We start from the raw sequence: 18,416 nt of genomic DNA, 5'->3' as shown, positions 1-18,416 counted from the left end.
TTTGCGCCTAGTGTGGAGACATGCAGCGGCGGATCTTCGGCATCGAAACCGAGTTCGGGGTCACCTGCACGTTCCACGGGCAGCGCAGACTGTCCCCGGACGAGGTGGCCAGGTACCTGTTCCGGCGGGTCGTGTCGTGGGGAAGGTCGTCGAACGTCTTCCTGCGCAACGGTGCCCGCCTCTACCTCGACGTGGGTTCCCACCCCGAGTACGCCACGGCCGAGTGCGACGACCTCACGCAGCTGGTCACGCACGACAAGGCAGGCGAGAGAATCCTCGAAGACCTGCTCATAGACGCCGAACGCCGGCTCTCCGACGAGGGCATCGGCGGGGACATCTTCCTGTTCAAGAACAACACGGACTCGGCGGGCAACTCCTACGGCTGCCACGAGAACTACCTGGTCGGGCGCTCCGGCGAGTTCTCCCGCATCGCCGACGTGCTGCTCCCGTTCCTGGTCACGCGCCAGCTCATCTGCGGTGCCGGGAAGGTCCTGCAAACCCCGCGCGGCGCCGTCTACTGCCTGTCGCAGCGCGCCGAGCACATCTGGGAAGGCGTCTCCAGCGCCACCACCCGCTCCCGCCCGATCATCAACACCCGCGACGAACCGCACGCCGACGCCGAGCGCTACCGGCGGCTGCACGTCATCGTCGGCGACTCCAACATGTCGGAGGTGACCACCCTGCTGAAGGTCGGGGCGGCCAACCTGGTGCTGGAGATGGTCGAGCAGGGCGTGCAGTTCAGGGACTTCAGCCTGGACAACCCCATCCGCGCCATCCGCGAGATCAGCCACGACCTCACCGGTCGCCGCACCGTGAGGCTGGCAGGCGGCCGCGAAGCGTCAGCCCTGGACATCCAGCGCGAGTACCACAGCCGGGCCGTCGACCACGTCGCGCGACGCGGGTCGGACCCGATGTCCGAACGCATCCTCGACCTGTGGGGCCGCGCCCTCGACGCCGTCGAGCAGGAGGACTACTCGCTGATCGACCGGGAGGTCGACTGGGCGATCAAGCTCCGGCTGCTCGAGCGCTACCGCAGCAAGCACGGCCTGGAGCTGTCCAGCCCGCGCATCGCGCAGCTCGACCTCGCCTACCACGACATCCGGCGCGGACGCGGCCTATTCGACATGCTGCAGCGCAAGGACCTCGTCGACCGGGCCACCGAGGACGGCGAGATCGAGGCGGCCAAGGACACGCCGCCGCAGAGCACCCGGGCCAAGCTGCGCGGAGACTTCATCGCCGCCGCTCAAGCGGCTGGGCGGGACTTCACGGTGGATTGGGTGCATCTCAAGCTCAACGATCAAGCCCAGAGGACAGTGCTCTGCAAGGATCCGTTCCGGGCTGTAGATGAGCGGGTCGAGCGGTTGATCAGCTCTTTGTAGGCGGGTGCCGGTGACTGCTCAGCGGTTCGTGTTGCTGGGTTGTGCCGGTTCACTGACAACTGCTCAGGGGGTCTCGCTGCTTCGCGGTGGCGGGTTCCGGCGCTACGGCTGTCCTCCCCAGAAGGCGTCTGAGAACCCGCGGCGGTGCCGGTTGCTTGCTTGGGGCACTGAGGAAGCACCTTCGGTGCTTGCCTGACGTGGGTTGCTCGGGTGCTCCCCGGCTGGGGTTTTGTGCCTTTCGTTCAGCTCTGCGGGGCTTGGCCTGTGGGGCGGATGGTGAGTTCGTTGACGTCCACGGTCTCGGGTTGGGTCAGGGCGTAGAGGATGCCCCGGGCCACGTCGTCGGCTGCCAGCTTGGGGACGTCTTGGCGGTCGGCCGTCATGTCCGTTTCGACCATGCCCGGTTGGACCAGCGTGACGCGGACACCCGTGCCCACGCATTCGGCGCGGATGTTCTGGGCCATGCCGGTCACCGCCCACTTGGTGGCGGAGTAGAGGTTGCCCGGGCGGATGCCCCGGCCGGCGTTGGAACCCGTCAGCACCAGGTGTCCCCGGCTGCGGACCAGGGCGGGCAGCGCCGCTCGGGCCGTGATGGCCGCGCCGTAGACGTTGGTGAGCACCATCTCGCGCCACTGCTCGGGCTCGGCACCGCCGTTGCCCAGGAACGAGGTCGGCACGCTCATCCCGGCGTTGGCCAGCACCGCGTCCACACCGCCGAAGCGTTCCTCGGTCGCCGCGACCGCCTCGGTCAGGCTCGTGTGATCGGTGACGTCGCAGGGCAACGCCACCGCGCTGGTCGAGCCCAGCTCTTCGACGAGACCGGACAGCGCATCGGCATCCCTGGCCAGCAGGGCGAGCCGGTAGCCCTCGGCGGAGGCGAGCCGGGCGGTGGCGGCCCCGATGCCCCGCGAGGCACCGGTGATCATCAGAACGGGCATGGAACCAGGATAGGAACCCGAACGCGACATGAACGACTTTCGCGTCGACGATGGTTTCAGGGCCGATCGAAATCAACCGTCCGTCGAACGGGTCTTTTCGGCGACGACACGCCCGCACCCGAACTCATGATCGAACGCTGTGGCGCTAGAGTTTCGGAGTGGCCACTGCGCGTGCTGAACGCTTGGTGAACTTGGTGCTCTGCCTGCTGTCGACCCGCCAGTACCTCACCGCAGAGCGGATTCGTCATATCGTCGCGGGGTACGCCGACGCGCCCTCCGACGAGGCGTTCTTCCGGACCTTCGAGCGGGACAAGGCCGAGCTGCGAGACCTGGGCATCCCGCTGGAGACCGGGCGCAACTCGGCGTTCGACAGCGCTGACGGGTACCGCATCGCCCGGCGCGACTACGAACTCGGCGACATCGACCTCGAACCGGACGAAGCCGCCGCCGTGGCGCTTGCCGTCCGGCTGTGGGACTCCCCGGAGTTCACCTCCGCCGCTCACGGTGCGCTGCTCAAGCTCCGCGCCGCCGGCGTCGACGTGGACGAGCACGCCTCCGCGGCCGTGGAACCGAAGGTGCGCACCAGCGAACCCGCCTTCGGCGCGCTGCACTCGGCCGTGCAGGCCGGTCGCGTTGTGGAGTTCGACTACCGGAGGCCCAGCAGCACCGAGGTCCGGCACCGGGTCGTCGAACCCTGGGGCGTGGTGTCCTGGCGCGGTCGCTGGTACGTCGTCGGCCACGACCGCGACCGGCAGGCACCGCGCTGCTTCCGGCTCTCCCGCATCCAGGGCCAGGTCGAGGCCGTCGGGAGAAGCGGCGTCGTGCACCGGCCTCAGGACGTGGACCTGCTGCGCATGGTCGCCGGCGACCAGCGTGACGCGCCACCGCCGACCGCGTCCCGGGTCTGGGTGGCCGACGGTCGCGCGCACGGCGTGCGGCGCATCGGCAAGGTCGTGGAGCGCGCCGAGCTCGACGGCGATCCCGGCGAGGTGCTGGAGCTGGACGTGAAGTACCCGGAGTCCGCCGCGAGCTGGCTCGCCGGGTACGGGCCCGACGTCGCCGTGCTGCAGCCCGACACCCTGCGCAAGGCCGTCCACGAGATCCACCTGGACGCACTGGGGGAGGAGCGGAGATGACCAGCGCGACGCAACGCCTGCCCCGGCTGCTGGCGCTCGTTCCCTACCTGCTCAGCCGTCCGGGCATCCCCGTCGCCGACGCGGCAGCCGACTTCGGCGTCACCTCCCAGCAGTTGCGCAAGGACCTGGAACTGCTGTGGATGTGCGGGCTGCCCGGCTACGGACCGGGCGACCTGATCGACCTGTCCTTCGAGAGCGACTCGATCACCGTCACCTACGACGCCGGGATGCGGCGTCCGCTGCGGCTGACCGCCTCCGAGGCGACCTCGCTGCTCGTCGCGTTGCGGGCGCTCGCCGACACCCCCGGCGTGCCCGACTCCGACGCGGTGCAGCGGACGCTGGCGAAGGTCGAGAACGCGGTCGGCCAAGCCCGCCCCTCGGGCGTCGTGATCGGGTTCGGTGCGGAGGAAGCGGTGGACGCCGATGTCCGCCGAACGGTCCACAGCGCTGTCACCGGCGGCAAAGCGTTGCGCATCCGTTACTACACGGCTTCGCGCGACGAGATCAGCGAGCGGACGGTCGATCCGATGCGGCTGCTGCTGGTCGACGGTCGCAGCTACCTGGAAGCGTGGTGCCGCAGCGCGCGCGGCGTCCGGATGTTCCGGCTGGACCGCATCGACGAGGCCGGGCAGCTCGACGAGCCGGCCAGGCCGCCGTCGGAAGCCGAGCCGACCGACGTTTCCGCAGGTCTGTTCCAGCCGGCGCCCGATCAGCAGACCGCCGAGCTCGAACTGGAACCGGACGCCCGGTGGGTCGCCGAGTACTACCAGGTCGACGAGGTCACCGAGCTCGACGGCGGTCGCACCCGGGTGCGGATGCGCTACGCCGACCACGCGTGGATGACCCGGCTGCTCCTCGGCCTGGGAGGCCAGGTCGAGGTGATCAGCCCACCGGAACTCGGGGGTGACGTGCGTCAACGAGCCAATGCCGCGTTGAAGCGGACCCGTCACCTACCGTCCACCTGAGCCCGATACGGTGAACAGCGTGCCGTTCGTGTGGACTCTCGTGCTGCTGGCCGTAGGCCTCGTCCTGCTGGTGTTCCTGCTGGTCAGGACGTTTCTCGGGGTGCGCCGCTTCCAGCGCGTGCAGCGCGGGGCGACCCGCGACCTCGCCGGCCGGAGCGGCATGGTCAAGGCGCGGATCGCCGGCCTCAAGGTCGCGGTCTCGCAGCGCCGGGGTAGTTGACGAGAACCAGAAACGGCCCTATTTGCCGACCCCTGCCCCGCGTACCATGGCGTCTGCAGGGACATCACGAAAGGTTGTGTACGGATGGGTTTGCCAGGTGGCTGGGAGCTGGTCCTCATCGTCTTGGTGCTGGTGCTGCTGTTCGGCGCCACCAAGCTCCCGCAGATGGCCCGTTCTCTGGGACAGTCCGCTCGGGTGTTCAAGGCTGAGACGCGAGGCATGAAGTCCGACGAGGAAGCTGCGAAGAAGACTCAGTCGGAGAAGGAGCAGAAGCCGGAGCTGACGGCTGGTGAGCCGAGCGCGCCCCCGGCTACGTCACCGGTCGAGGACAAGCAGCAGAACGAACAGAAGAACTGACTGAGGACGGGGCTAGCGAAGTGGGTGCCAGTCCACTGCGTCGCTTGAACCCGTTCCGAAATGATCGCCGTCGGTGGGGACGCAGGCACAACCCCGACGGCACCATGACGATCATCGATCACCTCTTCGAGCTGCGTTACCGGCTCGGGGTGGCGATGACCGCAGTGATCATCGGAGCCATCCTCGGGTTCATTTGGTTTTCCACCGCACCGTTCGGTTGGCCGACGCTCGGTGATGTGCTGCTCGGACCGTACTGCGCGCTGCCCGTTGAGCAGCGGCTGAGCCCGAACGGCACGTGCCAGCTGTTGCAGACCGAGCCGTTCGAGATCTTCATGCTCCGCATGAAGGTGGGTCTGTCGGTCGGTGCGGTCCTGTTCAGCCCGGTGTGGCTGTACCAGCTGTGGGCGTTCATCACGCCCGGTCTCCACCTCAACGAGCGCAAGTTCGCCCGGTCCTTCGTGTTCTTCGCGACGGTCCTCTTCGTCGCGGGCGCGGTGCTGGCGTACTACATCGTTCCCGAGGCGCTGAGCTTCATGGCGGGCTTCGGCGGGGAGGCGTTCTTCACCGCGCTCACCGGTGGCAAGTACATCAACTTCATGTTGCTGCTGCTGGTGATCTTCGGGGTCAGCTTCGAGCTGCCGCTGATCCTGGTGATGCTCAACCGCGCGGGCGTCGTCACCTACGAGAAGCTCCGCAGGTGGTGGCGGGGACTGGTGTTCGCGTTGTTCGTGTTCGCCGCGATCGCCACGCCCGGCCAGGACCCGTTCTCGATGCTGGCGCTGTCGGCGGCCCTGTCGCTGCTGTTCCTGATCGCGGCGTTGATCTGCCGCTCTCACGACCGGCGCAAGGCCAAGAAGCTGGCGGCCGAGGGCTTGACCGGTGTCGGCCTCGACGAGGCGTCCGACATCGACCCGATGGCGTCCAAGCTGGACACGACTCCGTCGGCACCGCCGAAGCACGACGACGTCACCTGACGGTCCATCCCGTCGAACCCTGGCCAACGGGGGCGCGCATGCGATTAGATGCATGCCCATGCGCTGCGTCCTGGTGATCAACCCGGTGGCCGGTGGTGGCCTTTCCGCGAAGGTGGTCGGTGAACTCACCGACCACCTTCGCGCTGTGTGCGAGGTCCGGACGGTCATCGCCACCGATGCGGCTGGGACGGAGTCCGCGGTCCGGCGCGCCGTGGAGGACCACGCCGACGTGCTGGCCGTGGTGGGCGGGGACGGGATCGCGCACCTGGCCGTGCAGGCGTGCGCCGAGTCGGCCACCGCCCTGGCGCTCATCCCCGCGGGCACCGGCAACGATCTCGCCCGAAGCCTGGGCGTCCCGCGTGAACCGGTCGCGGCCGCGCGTGCGGCGGCCAAGGCGATCTCCGCGGGGGTCAGGCAGCACATCGACCTCGGCAAGATCGCGGGCACCGGCTGGTTCGCGACCGTGCTGTGCGCCGGGTTCGACGCCAAGGTCAACGCCCGCGCCAACCGGATGCACTGGCCTCGGGGGCAGCGCCGCTACGACATCGCGCTGGTGCGGGAGCTGCTGGGTCTGCGCGCCAGGTCGGTCCGGTTGGAGACCGAGCACGGTGTGCGCGACGTCGAGGCCACGCTGATCGCGGTCGGCAACACCGGCTCCTACGGCGGGGGCATCCCGATCTGCCCGGACGCCGTCGCCGACGACGGCCTGTTCGACGTGACGGTGGTGGGCGAGGTGGCCCGCCGCGAACTGGTGCGCATCCTGCCCAGGTTGCGCACCGGACGCCACGTGGACCACCCGGCGGTCACCACGCTGCGCGCCAAGTCCGTGCGCCTGGGCGGTGACAACGGGTGGCTGGCTTACGCCGACGGCGAACCCCAGGCCAGGTTGCCGCTGACCATCCGCTGCACGCCCGCTGCACTGAGCGTGGCTTGCGCCCCAACACGCGGGTGAGGCCGATTCGGTTGAGACACCGGTCGGGGTGATGTGAAAACCTTGGGGTGTGGCTGCCAGCCGTTCCAACCCGACCAAGCTCTCGCCGGCCGACGCGTTCGCGGCGCATTCCCGTCGCAACGCCCACCCGAAACTGGCCGACTTCATCGCGGAGCTGTCCTTCGAACTAGACCCCTTCCAGCTCACCGGATGTCAGGCGCTGGAGGCCGGGAGAGGCGTGCTGGTGTGCGCGCCGACCGGCGCGGGAAAGACCGTGGTGGGCGAGTTCGCCGTGCACCTGGCGTTGTCGGAAGGGCGCCGCTGCTTCTACACCACGCCGATCAAGGCGCTGTCCAACCAGAAGTTCGCCGACCTCTGCGAGCGGTACGGCAACGACGCGGTCGGGCTGCTGACCGGCGACACCTCGATCAACGGTGACGCGCAGGTGGTCGTGATGACCACAGAGGTGCTGCGCAACATGCTCTACGCCGGGTCGCGCGGGCTCGACCAGCTCGGCTACGTGGTGATGGACGAGGTCCACTACCTGGCCGACCGGTTCCGGGGCGCGGTGTGGGAGGAAGTGATCCTGCACCTGCCGGACTACGTGCAGGTCGCGAGCCTGTCGGCGACGGTGAGCAACGCCGAGGAGTTCGGCGAGTGGCTGCAAGAGGTGCGCGGTGAGACCACCGTCGTGGTCGACGAGCACCGGCCCGTGCCGCTGTGGCAGCACATGCAGGTCGGCCCGCGGATGTTCGACCTGTTCGGCGGGGAAGCCGAAGACCACGAGCTGAAGATGAACCCGCAGCTGCTGCGGCAGACCCAGCAGCTGGCCCGCACCCACCTGCCCCAGGGCGGACGCCGGGGCGGGCCGCCGCACAAGCGCAAGGGCCCCCGGCCGCCGCGGTTCTCGCCGCCGTCCCGGTTGGAGATGCTGACCAGCCTCGACGCCGCAGGACTGCTGCCAGCGATCGTGTTCATCTTCAGCCGCAACGGCTGCGATCAGGCGGTCGCGCAGTGCGTGCGGGCAGGGCTGCGCTTGACCAGCGAGTCCGAGGTCGAGGAGATCCGCGAGGTCATCGACGAGCGCACCGCCAACCTGCCCGACTCCGACCTGGGCGTGCTGGGCTTCTGGGAGTGGCGGGAGGCGCTGGAGCGCGGAGTGGCCGCGCACCACGCGGGCCTGCTGCCTGCCTTCAAGGAGACCGTCGAGGAGCTGTTCGTGCGCGGCCTCGTCAAGGCCGTGTTCGCCACCGAGACGCTGGCCCTGGGCATCAACATGCCTGCCCGCACGGTCGTGCTGGAGCGGCTGGTGAAGTTCAACGGCGAGTCGCACGTCGACCTCAGCCCGGGCGAGTACACGCAGCTGACCGGTCGTGCCGGGCGACGCGGCATCGACGTCGAGGGCCACGCGGTGGTGGTCTGGCAGCCCGGTGTTGACCCCAAGCAGGTGGCCGGTCTGGCCTCGACCCGCACCTATCCGCTGCGCTCGTCGTTCCGCCCCGGCTACAACATGGCGGTCAACCTGGTCCAGCGCGTCGGGCAGGACTCGGCGCGCGATCTGCTCGAGCAGTCCTTCGCCCAGTTCCAGGCCGACCGGTCGGTCGTGGGGCTCTCGCGCCGGGTGGAGCGCAACGCCGAAGCGCTGACGGGCTACACCGAGGCGATGGAGTGCCACCTGGGCGACTTCGCCGAGTACTTCGACCTCCGGCGCCGGATCTCGGAGCGCGAGAAGGCCCTGGCCAGGCAGAACCGGCAGTCGCGGCGCGCCGAGGCGGCGAAGTCGCTGGAGAAGCTGCGCAAGGGCGACGTCATCGCGGTGCCCGCCGGACGCAGGTCCGGGCTGGCCGTGGTGATCGACCCGGGGCTGGAACCGATGAACGAGCCGCGCCCGCTGGTGGTGACCGAGGACCGCTGGTCGGGTCGTCTGTCGGTCGCCGACTTCACCTCGCCGGTGGAAGCGCTGGGCAAGCTCAAGCTGCCCAAGCACGTGGACACCCGTTCGCCGAGGTCGCGCCGGGACCTTGCGTCCTCGCTGCGCAGCACGGGGTTGAGCTCCTCGGAGGGGCGTGGCCGTAAGCGCTCCAGCGCGGGAGATGACTCGGAGCTGGCGACCCTGCGGCGCGCGTTGAAGGCGCACCCCTGCCACGGCTGCGACGAGCGCGAGGCGCACGCCCGCTGGGCGGAGCGCTACGAGCGGCTGCGCGGCGAGAACGAGAACCTGCGCCGCAAGGTCAGCAGCACCACGCATTCGCTGGCCCGGTCGTTCGACCGGATCGTCGCGCTGCTGACCGAGCGCGACTACCTGCCCGCTCCGGAGGGCAAGCCCGGTGACGTGGACGAGCCGGAGACCCAGGCGGGGCAGGTCACCGAGCACGGCCGGCGGCTCTCCCGCCTCTACAGCGAGTCCGATCTGCTGGCCGCCGAATGCCTGCGGGTCGGGACCTGGAAGGGGCTCGGTCCGGCGGAGCTGGCCGCGGTGGTGTCCTCCCTGGTCTACGAGTCGCGGCGGGAAGGACCTTCGCCGCAGGTGCCTGCTGGTCCGATCACCGACGCGCTGACCTCGACCTGGCAGCTGTGGGCGGAGCTGGAGGACGACGAGCGGCGGCACAAGCTCGACCGCACCCGCGAACCCGACGCCGGTTTCGCCTGGCCGGTCTTCCGGTGGGCGCGTGGCGAGTCGCTGGAGAAGGTGCTCACCGCCGCCGAGTCCAGCGGGCACGAACTGTCCGCCGGTGACTTCGTGCGCTGGTGCCGGCAGGTGATCGACCTGCTGGACCAGATCCGCGACGTCGTCGGGACCAAGCAGCAGGTCGGCGACTCGGCGGCCAAGGCTGTCACGGCGATCCGCCGCGGTGTGGTGGCCGCCGGTGGTGTGTGACCCGGCTGTGGTTGGATCACTGGCAGCCGGCCGCGCCGGCTGAAGTCGTCCGGAGGTGAAGATGTCGTCGCCCTACGGCCCGCCAGGGGGTTACCCCCAGTGGGGGCAGCAGCCCCAGGGGCCCGGGATGCAGCCGGGCGGGGTGCCGCAGGGCTACCCGCAGCAGGGCTATCCCCAGCAGGGCTATCCGCAGCAGGGCGGGTACGCGGCCCCGCCGCCCGCGCAGCCGGTGCAGCAGCAGCCGATCCAGCAGCCCCAGTACGCGCCTCCCTACGGGTACGGGCAGCCGCAGCCCTACTACCAGTCGCCGGGCGGGTTCGGCTTCCCGACGGTTCCGCCGAAGCGGAAGCGTTCGGCGCTGCCGTGGATCCTCGGTGGTGCCGGTGCGCTGGTGGTCCTCGCCGTGGTGCTGATCCTGGGATTCGTCGCGCCCGGGTTCTTCGTGCGCTCGGTGTTCGACGCGGCCAGCGTGGAGAAGGGCGTCACGCAAACGCTCAAGGGCTCCTACAACATCGCGGGTGTGGGGGCGGTGACCTGCCCGGACGATGAGCCGGTGGAGGTGGCGCACCGCTTCGACTGCCGTGTCCAGATCAACGGCGCCGACAAGACCGTCAGCGTGACCGTGAAGAACGACCAAGGCGTCTACGAGGTCGGGCACCCGAAGTAATCTCGGTGGACGCGGTGCGCGCGGTCGGCGACGATCGTGGGCGTGGGCGAACCCGAACTGCGCGTGCTGTCCGAATCCGATTACTTCGCGGCCAACGAGCTCTTCCGGCAGGCGCTGCTCCTGCCGGCGACCGACGAGGAGACGTGGTCGGCGCACACGCGGGCCATGATGGAACCCGGCAGGGTGCTCGGCACGTTCGTCGACGGCGAGCTCGCGGGCACCGCCTTGTCGATGACGAGCTCGCTGGCGGTTCCCGGCGGAGCAGCGGTGCCGGCCGCTGCGGTGACCGGGGTGGCCGTCCGAGCTGACGCCACCCGGCAGGGCCTGCTCACGCGGATGATGCGGCACCAGCTGGACGACGCCGCGCAGCGCGGCGAAGTCGTGGCGATGCTGCACGCCAGCGAGGGACGGATCTACGAGCGGTTCGGGTACGGCGTGGCCTGTCGCACCCGCACCGTCGAGATCGACCGCGCGCAAGCGCGACTGCGCGATACCGTGCCGCGCGGCGGGCGGGTCCGCCTGGTCACTCAGGAACGCGCCGGGGAGCTGCTGCCCGAGCTACACCGGACCTGCGCGGCGGACCGGGCTGGCCGGATGCACCGCCCTGACGGCTGGTGGCCGGGCCGGGCCGGTGTGATGAAGAAGAACCACGTGATCGCCGTGCACGCCGACGATTCCGGTGTGGACGACGGGTTCGCGGTGTACCAGTCGCGCGGTGAATCGACCACTGTGGACGTCTGGGACCTGGTGGCGGACAACGAGATCGCGGCGAGCGAGCTGTGGCGCTTCCTTCTGGGGATCGACCTGGTGAGCACCGTGGCCGGTCTCGGACGCCCGGTCGACGAACCCGTGGAGTGGTGGCTGTCCGACCGCAGGGCGTGCCGCACCACCGGAGTCGACGACGACCTGTGGGTTCGGCTCGTCGACGTCCCGGCGGCTCTGCGGGCTCGCAGCTACGAGCACGGGGCGCCGCTGGTCCTGGAGGTCACCGACGGATTCTTGCCCGCCAACGCGGGCCGCTACCTGATCAGCCCGGACGGCGTCACGACCGCGGACGAGAGCCCGCAGCTGACCGTGGACGCCGCTGCACTGGCGGCTCTCTACCTGGGCGACCAGCCGGCGTCGGCGCTCGCCGCGGCAGGACTCGTCCAGGTCCACGAGCCGGGGGCGCTGGCGGTGGCCGACCAGCTGTTCCAGACGAGGCGCGCGCCGTGGTGCGGCACCGGCTTCTGACAGGCGCGCGCCCGTAGGGGTGGCTCAGGGGTTCTTTCAGGATCACCTTGCTTGGCGGTGCGGGCTGGTTCCCCACCTGGGACAACGGCTCCGCCGCATTCTGCAACCACCCCTCAGTCCTGGAGGGCCGCGATGAGGCGGTCGATGCTGGCACCGAGTCCCCAGCTGGACTGGAGTTCGCGCAGCCGGTCGAGGTCGGGGGCGGCGGGCACGGCGTCGGACTCGCGGTCCATCACGACCGGGGCGTCCCGGACCACGTTGACCACGGCCGGTGCCGCGGCCAGGTACCCGGCGGACTCGGCGAGCTTGGTGCGGACCCGCGAGGTCAGGCGTGCGTCGCCGTCGGCGGCTGCGCGCAGCAGCGCGTTGAGCGACCCGAACTGGGTGATCAGCTTCGCCGCGGTCTTCTCGCCGATCCCGGGCACACCGGGCAGGCCGTCGGAGGGGTCGCCGCGCAGCACGGCCATCTCCGCGTAGTCCGCCCCCGCGCGGCGCGGTGACAGCGCGTACTTCTCGGCGAGCTCGTCGGGGCCGAAGTCCTGCGCCTTCGCCAGACCCGCGCCGATGTAGATGACCCGGACCGGCGGCTCGTCGCGCACCAGCTGGAACAGGTCCCGGTCACCCGTGACGACCTCCACCGGGTCGGTGCGCTCGCGGTCGGCCAGCGCCCCGATGACGTCGTCGGCCTCGAAGCCCTCCGCCTCGGCGGTGGCGACGCCCGCCGCGTCGAGGACCTGGAGGATCACCGGGACCTGCGGGGACAGCGTGTCGGGGACGTCCTCCGCGTCCGGGTCCTCCTCGGCCACCCGGTGGGTCTTGTACGACGGCAGCGCGTCGACCCGGAACTGCGGACGCCAGTCGTTGTCCAGGCACGCCACCAGCCGGGACGGGCGGCGGTCGGTGATCAGCTTCGCCAGCATGTCGCAGAAGCCGCGCACCGAGTTCACCGGCGTGCCATCAGGAGCGGTCAACGAGTCGGGCAGCGCGTAGAACGAGCGAAACCACAACCCGGCCGAATCGACGAGCATGAGAGGTCCGGTCACGTGCCCCAGCTTGTCATGTTCAGACCGGCTCACGCTTCCGACCTGCCGATCCGCGCGCTCGCCGACCCCGAACCGGTCGCGGTGCGCCGGTGCGGTCCGGCGTCGAGAGCGCGCACCACCGCGGGGTTTCCGCGGAGGACCGCAGACGACCGGAGGCGTCCCAGCGCTCGTCGGTCGGCAGGCGGTCCCGGAACCTCCCGCAGCACGTCCGGACCGTGCGAACCGCGTCGACGCGCTGCGGGATTAGGCTTGGCGCATGGCCACTGTCTCGCTGAAGCAGGATCCCGCAGTGCTCGCGGCTCGCCTGACCCGTGCCGCGCAGACCGCAGCGGCGTCCGACCTGGACGCGCTGCTGATCACGCCTGGATCCGACCTGCAGTACCTGCTGGGCGCCGGAGGTGAGTCGCACGAGCGGCTGACCTGCCTGGTGCTGCCCGCGCAGGGCACACCCGCGCTGGTGGTGCCCAAGCTGGAAGCGCCCGGGTACGACGACCTCCCGCTGGCCGAGCTCGGAATCGAGGTCGTGACCTGGGTCGACGGGCAGGACTCGCACGGCCTGGTGGTCGACCGGCTCGGCGCGCCCTCGCGGGTCGCGCTGGCCGACGCGATGCCCGCCCTGCACACCCTCCCGCTGCGCGCCAAGCTGCCGGGCACCGAGCAGGTGCTCGCCTCGCCGGTGCTGCGCGAGCTGCGGATGCGCAAGGACGCGACCGAGCTGCAGGGGCTGCGCGACGCCGGTGCCGCGATCGACCGGGTGCACGCCCGGATGGCCGAGTTCATCAAGCCCGGCAGGACCGAGGCCGAAGTCGGCGCCGACATCGGCGAGGCCATCCTCGCCGAGGGCCACACCGAAGCCGCCTTCATCATCGTCGGGTCCGGCCCCCACGGCGCGAGCCCGCACCACTCGGTGTCCGACCGGGTCATCGAGCGCGGTGACGTGGTCGTCATCGACATCGGTGGGCCGATCGCCAACGGCTACAACTCCGACTGCACCCGCACCTACGCGGTCGGCGAGCCCGCCCAAGCGGACGTGCGCGAGACCTACGCGGTGCTGCAGGCGGCCCAGCGGGCCGCGGTCGATGCCGTCCGGCCCGGCGCTACCGCCGAGTCGATCGACGCCGCCGCCCGCGAGCCGATCGCCGCTGCCGGTTTCGGCGAGAACTTCGTGCACCGCACCGGCCACGGCATCGGGCTCGACGTGCACGAGGAGCCCTACATCGTGGGCGGCAACGAGTTGGTGCTCGAACCGGGCATGGCCTTCAGCATCGAGCCGGGCATCTACCAGCAGGGCCACTGGGGTGCGCGGATCGAGGACATCGTGATCGTCACCGAGGACGGCGTGGAGAGCGTGAACAACCAGCCGCACGAGCTGGTGGTGCTGCCGGCGTGAGCGAACGGACAGGGGGCCCGGGGCCGCTGGAGAACACCGACCGGGCGATCTTGCGCGAGCTCGCCCGGGACGGCAGGTGCAGCTTCACCGACCTGGCCGAACGCGTCGGGTTGAGCGTGTCCGCCGTGCACCAGCGCGTGCGGCGGCTGGAGCAGCGCGGGGCGCTGCAGGGCTACACGGCCAAGGTGGACGGTGAGCAGATCGGTCTGCCGCTGACCGCGTTCATCTCGCTGACGCCGATCGACCCGGCAGCGCCCGACGACTACCCGCAGCGGCTGCAGCACCTTCCGGAGATCGAGTCCTGCTACTCGGTCGCGGGTGACGAGTCCTACATCCTCCAGGTGCGAGTGGCGTCGCCGCTCGGACTGGAGGAGCTGCTGCGCCAGATCCGCGAGGCCGCGAAGGTCTCCACCCGGACCACGGTCGTGCTCTCGACGCCGTTCGAGAACCGCCCGCCCGCGATCTAGGACGAACGGCAGCCGGTGATCCGGGCCGTGGTGAGAAGTCGCGCTCCTCGCCCGGTTCCGGGCTGCTAGCGGTGCGCGTCCGACAGCGCGACCGCCGTGAGGTTGCCGCGTTCGTCGGGCACGCACGAGGCGCCCGGATCGGTGGTGGCCATGAACTCGCCGAGGCAGCGGGCGAACTGGGCGTGACCGGTCGCGTTGGAGTGGAAGGACTCCTGCATCGCGTGCGGTGCGCGCTTCTCGTCCTTCAACGCCTCCCAGTCCACGGTGAGCCGGGTGAACCACTCGCCCTGAGCCGTCTTCGGGTCGCCCGTGCACGCCTCGTGACCCACGCCCGCGCGGGAGAGGTCCAGGAACCGGGCCCCGGCCTCGCGGGCCACGTCGTGCAGCCCGGCTGAGAGCTGCGGCACGCCCACGTCCCTGATCCACGCCAGGTCCTCGGTCCGGAACGGGCAGCCGGACAGGCCCTGCAACTCCGGTCGCACCTCCGGACCCACCGGTGAGGCGTAGGACTGCATGATCAGCTGGTAGCTGTCGTGCGCGTAGCCGGCGCCGTCCATCGCCGCGCGGATGTCGCGCACGGCTGCCAGCGCCTTCGGCTGCATCCGGGCGATGCGCTCCTGCCACGGGCCTTCCAGCTGCGCCGAGCAGCCGACCGGTGCGCGCCGCGCCCAGGCCTCCACGCACTGGTTGACGACCTCGGAGAACCCCGGGTCGTCGTTGGCCCCGATCTGCACGATCACGTCGGTGATCCGGTAGCGCTGGGTCAGCTCCGCCAGCTGGGCCGACTGCGACTTCTCCACGCCGACGTGCTCCGGGCTCGACCGCAGCGACTCGGCGCGGGCCCCCGAGCAGGCCAGGTTGATCCGCGTCACGTCGGGCGGCAGCGGCAGCTGGTGCACCGGTGCGGCGGGGGAGCGGTGACACCAGTTGTCGCCCTCCCCGTTCGTGCCCGCGGTGTAGTTGCCGCCGCCTTCTCCGGACAGCGTCGAGTCACCGACCGTCACCACGGCGGCCGGGAGTGGCTTGGGCTGCAGCGGCAGACCAGGGAGGTTCCGATCGCTGATCAGCACCGCGAGCGCCAGGAGGCAGCCCGCGAGCACGAGGATGAGCGATTTCGACTTGTACGCCCGCATCACCAGGCAGTCTACGAACTTCTCGCCGGAGGCACGGCAGCACCGCCGAGTTGCGGGTCCGCTTTCACGCTCCTGCTGCGCGGCGGTGTGAGCGCCGACATGCCCGCGCGAGCGAGGAGCCGGGTCGCCGAGCGGTGGCCGAAGGCGGTGCGGGGAGTTCGACTACGCGGCGTTGTGGCCGCCCGCACCCGGTGGAACGCCGAGGTCGAGAGGTTCGCCCGAAATGCGCCGATGCGTTTTGGGAGAATTTCGAGCGCCCCGTTCGTTGGGGCGTTGAGAAGGCTTTATCACTGGAGGTCCTGGGTGCCGATTCTCGTGCTGCTGCTCGTCGCCGGAGTCGCCGAACTCGCGGTGCTGATCGCGTTGGGGCAGGCGATCGGTGTGCTGCCCACCATCGGTCTGCTGGTGCTGGCCGCGGTCGTGGGCAGCTGGCTGCTGCGCCGCGAGGGGCGCCGCACCCTCGGCGAGGTCCGCGAGGCCGCACGGATGCGCAGGCCGGCCGACCGCGAGATCTCCGACGGCATGCTCATCGCGGCCGGTGGCCTGCTGATCGTGCTGCCCGGCTTCCTCAGCGACGTCGCGGGCCTGCTGCTGCTCCTGCCGCCGACCAGGGCGCTGGTGCGCAAGCGGATGATGAGCGCGGCGGAGAAGCGGGCCAAGCAGATGCAGGACCAGGTGTGGCTGCACCAGCAGCGGTTCAACCGGGCCGGCGGTCGGCCGGGCGACTTCGTCGACGGCGAGGTCGTGGACGAGACCGAGGGCGACGGGACCGCCGCAGGTGCCTCCCGCGGCACGCCGATCATCCTTCCTCCGCAGTCGGTGCGCGCCGAACGGCTCGATGAGCCCCCGCAGCGCTGACGTGCTCAGACCGGTGTGATCGCGGGCGGTGTGCCTGAGCTTTGCGTTCTCGCTAAGCACGACACTTTCAAACTCAGGTGTTTAGTGCGGGTAAGCTCGTCAGAACGATCGTTGCCGGGGCGGATCGGGGGCTGAGTTCGATCAAGGGGTCGGGCGCCTTTGAGTCGCCCGGACGAGAGCGAACGGCGCAGTTGAACCCCGGAACGCGGAAAGCACGAAGGACATGCCCGAGACCACGTTGTTGCTCGGCGGCCGAATCCACTCGCCCGCCGACGCCGCCGCCACCGCGATGGCCGTCACCGATGGCGTCATCTCGTGGCTCGGCGCCGACGAGGTCGGCCGTGCGCTGCACCCCGATGCCGAGGTGGTCGATCTGGAAGGCGCGTTCGTCGCGCCGGCCTTCGTCGATGCCCACGTGCACGCCACCTCGACCGGACTTCTGCTGCGCGGCCTGGACCTGACCGGCTGCGCGTCGCTCACCGAGTTCCTGCACGCCTTGCGCGACCACGTGGCCGAGTACCCGGGCGCGCTGGTGTGGGGTCACGGGTGGGACGAGACCTGGTGGCCGGAGCGCCGCCCCCCGACACGCGAGGAGATCGACACCGCCTCCAGCGGAGCTCCTGTCTACCTCTCGCGCATCGACGTCCACTCCGCGCTGGTGTCCACGGCTCTGGTCGACCTCGCTCCGCTGGCGCGCAGCGCCGAGGGCTGGAGCGAGGACGGCCCGCTCACGCGCGTCGCCCACCACCACGTGCGTCGCGCCGCCCGCGATGCGCTGGGATCCGGGCAGCGCAAGGAGGCGCAGCTGGCGTTCCTCCAGCAGGCCGCCGCCCGGGGCGTGGCCTGCGTCCACGAGTGCGCCGGCCCGGACATCTCCGGTGCCGACGACCTGGTCGAGCTGCTGGCCCTGTCGCAGCAGGGCGGTGTGCCGGAGGTCGTCGGGTACTGGGGTGAGCTGAGCGCCGTCGAGCGCGCTCGCGAGCTCGGTGCCCGGGGCTTGGCGGGTGACCTGTTCGTGGACGGTGCCGTCGGGTCTCGCACGGCCGCCCTGCGCGAGCCCTACACGGACGACCCGAGCACCGCCGGTGTGCTCTACCTGGACGCGGATGCGGTCGCCGAGCACCTGGTGACGTGCACGAAAGCCGGTCTGCAGGCCGGGTTCCACGTCATCGGTGACGCAGGCGTCGCCGAGGTGAGCGCCGGGTTCCGGAAGGCGGCCGAGGTGCTCGGCGCTCCCGCGCTGGCGAGCATGCGGCACCGGCTGGAGCACCTGGAGATGATCGACGAGGAGCAGGCCGCGGAGCTGGGCTCCTTCGGCGTGGTCGCGTCGGTGCAGCCGGGTTTCGACGCCTCGTGGGGCGGCACCGGTGACATGTACGCGCGTCGTCTCGGACTGCCGCGCGGCACGCAGCTGAACCCCTTCTCGCAGCTGGCCGCCAACGGCGTGCTGCTGGCGCTGGGTTCGGACGCGCCGGTGACGCCGGTCGATCCGTGGCGTTCGGTGCAGGCCGCGGTCAACCACCGCACCGACGGTTTCGGGATCTCGCCGCGGGCCGCGTTCACCGCGCACACCCGTGGTGGCTGGCGGGCTGCGGGCGTCGATGACGGGGTGACCGGCACGCTGGTGCCCGGTGCCCCCGCGACCTACGCGGTCTGGGACACCGGGGAGCTCGTGGTGGCCGCCACCGATTCGCGCGTGCAGCGCTGGTCGACCGATCCGCGTTCGGGCGTGCCGCCGCTGCCGGACTTGTCGCCGGAGGCGGCCATGCCGCGTTGCTTGCGCACGGTCCTGCGCGGGCAGACGATCTTCAAGCACGACCCCGAAGACGACGAACTCGTCTGAGTCC

At 70.6% G+C, this 18,416-nt stretch carries 17 protein-coding genes; 14 read left to right on the top strand and 3 right to left on the bottom strand.

All coding sequences use genetic code 11. From position 1 onward, the window contains the following. Positions 1-20 precede the first annotated feature (20 nt). Positions 21-1,379, top strand: a complete 1,359-nt coding sequence (gene pafA, locus ACYVF3_RS29255; RefSeq protein ID WP_145736928.1) for a Pup--protein ligase — start codon at positions 21-23, stop codon at positions 1,377-1,379. A gap of 242 nt (positions 1,380-1,621) precedes the next feature. On the opposite strand, the gene ACYVF3_RS29250 is transcribed toward pafA, so the two are convergent. Further along, positions 1,622-2,317: an SDR family oxidoreductase gene (locus ACYVF3_RS29250; RefSeq protein ID WP_461157501.1), complete on the bottom strand. Its 696-nt coding sequence runs from the start codon at positions 2,315-2,317 to the stop codon at positions 1,622-1,624. Between the two features lie 158 nt (positions 2,318-2,475). Here ACYVF3_RS29250 and ACYVF3_RS29245 point away from each other — a divergent pair, with 158 nt between their 5' ends. The 9 genes from ACYVF3_RS29245 (at position 2,476) to ACYVF3_RS29205 (ending at position 11,678) form a co-directional block, all read left to right on the top strand. Beyond that, positions 2,476-3,453 carry a helix-turn-helix transcriptional regulator gene (locus ACYVF3_RS29245; RefSeq protein ID WP_461157500.1) on the top strand — a complete coding sequence of 326 codons (978 nt, stop codon included), beginning with the start codon at positions 2,476-2,478 and terminating at the stop codon, positions 3,451-3,453. Further along, on the top strand, positions 3,450-4,418 hold the full coding sequence (locus ACYVF3_RS29240; RefSeq protein ID WP_461157499.1) for a helix-turn-helix transcriptional regulator: 969 nt from the start codon (positions 3,450-3,452) through the stop codon (positions 4,416-4,418). Before ACYVF3_RS29245 ends, ACYVF3_RS29240 begins: the two co-directional genes overlap by 4 nt. Positions 4,419-4,437: 19 nt before the next feature. Then, the gene (locus ACYVF3_RS29235) at positions 4,438-4,638 is read left to right on the top strand and encodes a bacteriophage holin (RefSeq protein WP_461157498.1); all 201 of its coding nucleotides are present in this window, start codon (positions 4,438-4,440) and stop codon (positions 4,636-4,638) included. Positions 4,639-4,722: 84 nt separating this feature from the next. Beyond that, complete coding sequence (gene tatA / locus ACYVF3_RS29230; protein ID WP_461157497.1) at positions 4,723-4,995, top strand: Sec-independent protein translocase subunit TatA; 273 nt, start codon at positions 4,723-4,725, stop codon at positions 4,993-4,995. Positions 4,996-5,099: 104 nt separating this feature from the next. Further along, positions 5,100-5,969: a twin-arginine translocase subunit TatC gene (gene tatC, locus ACYVF3_RS29225; RefSeq protein WP_461157496.1), complete on the top strand. Its 870-nt coding sequence runs from the start codon at positions 5,100-5,102 to the stop codon at positions 5,967-5,969. Between the two features lie 52 nt (positions 5,970-6,021). Further along, the gene (locus ACYVF3_RS29220) at positions 6,022-6,921 is read left to right on the top strand and encodes a diacylglycerol/lipid kinase family protein (RefSeq protein ID WP_461157495.1); all 900 of its coding nucleotides are present in this window, start codon (positions 6,022-6,024) and stop codon (positions 6,919-6,921) included. A 49-nt stretch (positions 6,922-6,970) separates the two neighbouring features. Further along, positions 6,971-9,778, top strand: a complete 2,808-nt coding sequence (locus ACYVF3_RS29215; protein ID WP_461157494.1) for a DEAD/DEAH box helicase — start codon at positions 6,971-6,973, stop codon at positions 9,776-9,778. Between the two features lie 61 nt (positions 9,779-9,839). Beyond that, positions 9,840-10,445: a DUF4333 domain-containing protein gene (locus tag ACYVF3_RS29210; RefSeq protein WP_461157493.1), complete on the top strand. Its 606-nt coding sequence runs from the start codon at positions 9,840-9,842 to the stop codon at positions 10,443-10,445. A 42-nt stretch (positions 10,446-10,487) separates the two neighbouring features. Beyond that, positions 10,488-11,678, top strand: a complete 1,191-nt coding sequence (locus tag ACYVF3_RS29205; protein WP_461157492.1) for a GNAT family N-acetyltransferase — start codon at positions 10,488-10,490, stop codon at positions 11,676-11,678. A 113-nt stretch (positions 11,679-11,791) separates the two neighbouring features. Here ACYVF3_RS29205 and ACYVF3_RS29200 read toward each other — a convergent pair whose 3' ends face one another. Then, positions 11,792-12,706 (bottom strand): 5'-3' exonuclease, encoded by a 915-nt coding sequence (locus ACYVF3_RS29200; RefSeq protein WP_461157561.1) that lies wholly within the window; start codon positions 12,704-12,706, stop codon positions 11,792-11,794. 271 nt (positions 12,707-12,977) lie between these two features. On the opposite strand from ACYVF3_RS29200, the gene ACYVF3_RS29195 reads away from it, so the two are divergent. Both ACYVF3_RS29195 and ACYVF3_RS29190 read left to right on the top strand, forming a co-directional pair. Then, positions 12,978-14,111 (top strand): M24 family metallopeptidase, encoded by a 1,134-nt coding sequence (locus ACYVF3_RS29195; protein WP_461157491.1) that lies wholly within the window; start codon positions 12,978-12,980, stop codon positions 14,109-14,111. Then, positions 14,108-14,578, top strand: coding sequence for an Lrp/AsnC family transcriptional regulator (locus ACYVF3_RS29190; RefSeq protein WP_425474095.1), 471 nt, complete (start codon positions 14,108-14,110; stop codon positions 14,576-14,578). The genes ACYVF3_RS29195 and ACYVF3_RS29190 overlap by 4 nt, the downstream gene beginning before the upstream one ends. 65 nt (positions 14,579-14,643) lie before the next feature. Here ACYVF3_RS29190 and ACYVF3_RS29185 read toward each other — a convergent pair whose 3' ends face one another. Continuing rightward, positions 14,644-15,711 carry a GDSL-type esterase/lipase family protein gene (locus tag ACYVF3_RS29185; protein ID WP_461157490.1) on the bottom strand — a complete coding sequence of 356 codons (1,068 nt, stop codon included), beginning with the start codon at positions 15,709-15,711 and terminating at the stop codon, positions 14,644-14,646. A gap of 303 nt (positions 15,712-16,014) precedes the next feature. On the opposite strand from ACYVF3_RS29185, the gene ACYVF3_RS29180 reads away from it, so the two are divergent. Both ACYVF3_RS29180 and ACYVF3_RS29175 read left to right on the top strand, forming a co-directional pair. After that, the gene (locus ACYVF3_RS29180; RefSeq protein ID WP_461157489.1) at positions 16,015-16,569 is read left to right on the top strand and encodes an FxsA family protein; all 555 of its coding nucleotides are present in this window, start codon (positions 16,015-16,017) and stop codon (positions 16,567-16,569) included. Between the two features lie 223 nt (positions 16,570-16,792). Continuing rightward, a complete protein-coding gene (locus ACYVF3_RS29175) occupies positions 16,793-18,412 on the top strand; it encodes an amidohydrolase (RefSeq protein ID WP_461157488.1) in 1,620 nt (539 codons plus the stop codon). Positions 18,413-18,416 lie beyond the last annotated feature (4 nt).

It is taken from the genome of Saccharopolyspora tripterygii, from assembly GCF_054778355.1.
This window is presented reverse-complemented; position numbering and strand designations above follow the sequence as displayed.

Excerpts from the sequence above, each read along its gene's own strand:
- pafA (WP_145736928.1), top strand. The coding sequence starts at position 21 with ATGCAGCGGCGGATCTTCGGCATCGAAACCGAGTTCGGGGTCACCTGC.
- ACYVF3_RS29250 (WP_461157501.1), bottom strand. The coding sequence starts at position 2,317 with ATGCCCGTTCTGATGATCACCGGTGCCTCGCGGGGCATCGGGGCCGCC.
- ACYVF3_RS29240 (WP_461157499.1), top strand. The coding sequence starts at position 3,450 with ATGACCAGCGCGACGCAACGCCTGCCCCGGCTGCTGGCGCTCGTTCCC.
- tatA (WP_461157497.1), top strand. The coding sequence starts at position 4,723 with ATGGGTTTGCCAGGTGGCTGGGAGCTGGTCCTCATCGTCTTGGTGCTG.
- tatC (WP_461157496.1), top strand. The coding sequence starts at position 5,100 with ATGACGATCATCGATCACCTCTTCGAGCTGCGTTACCGGCTCGGGGTG.
- ACYVF3_RS29220 (WP_461157495.1), top strand. The coding sequence starts at position 6,022 with ATGCCCATGCGCTGCGTCCTGGTGATCAACCCGGTGGCCGGTGGTGGC.
- ACYVF3_RS29210 (WP_461157493.1), top strand. The coding sequence starts at position 9,840 with ATGTCGTCGCCCTACGGCCCGCCAGGGGGTTACCCCCAGTGGGGGCAG.
- ACYVF3_RS29200 (WP_461157561.1), bottom strand. The coding sequence starts at position 12,706 with ATGCTCGTCGATTCGGCCGGGTTGTGGTTTCGCTCGTTCTACGCGCTG.
- ACYVF3_RS29195 (WP_461157491.1), top strand. The coding sequence starts at position 12,978 with ATGGCCACTGTCTCGCTGAAGCAGGATCCCGCAGTGCTCGCGGCTCGC.
- ACYVF3_RS29185 (WP_461157490.1), bottom strand. The coding sequence starts at position 15,711 with ATGCGGGCGTACAAGTCGAAATCGCTCATCCTCGTGCTCGCGGGCTGC.
- ACYVF3_RS29175 (WP_461157488.1), top strand. The coding sequence starts at position 16,793 with ATGCCCGAGACCACGTTGTTGCTCGGCGGCCGAATCCACTCGCCCGCC.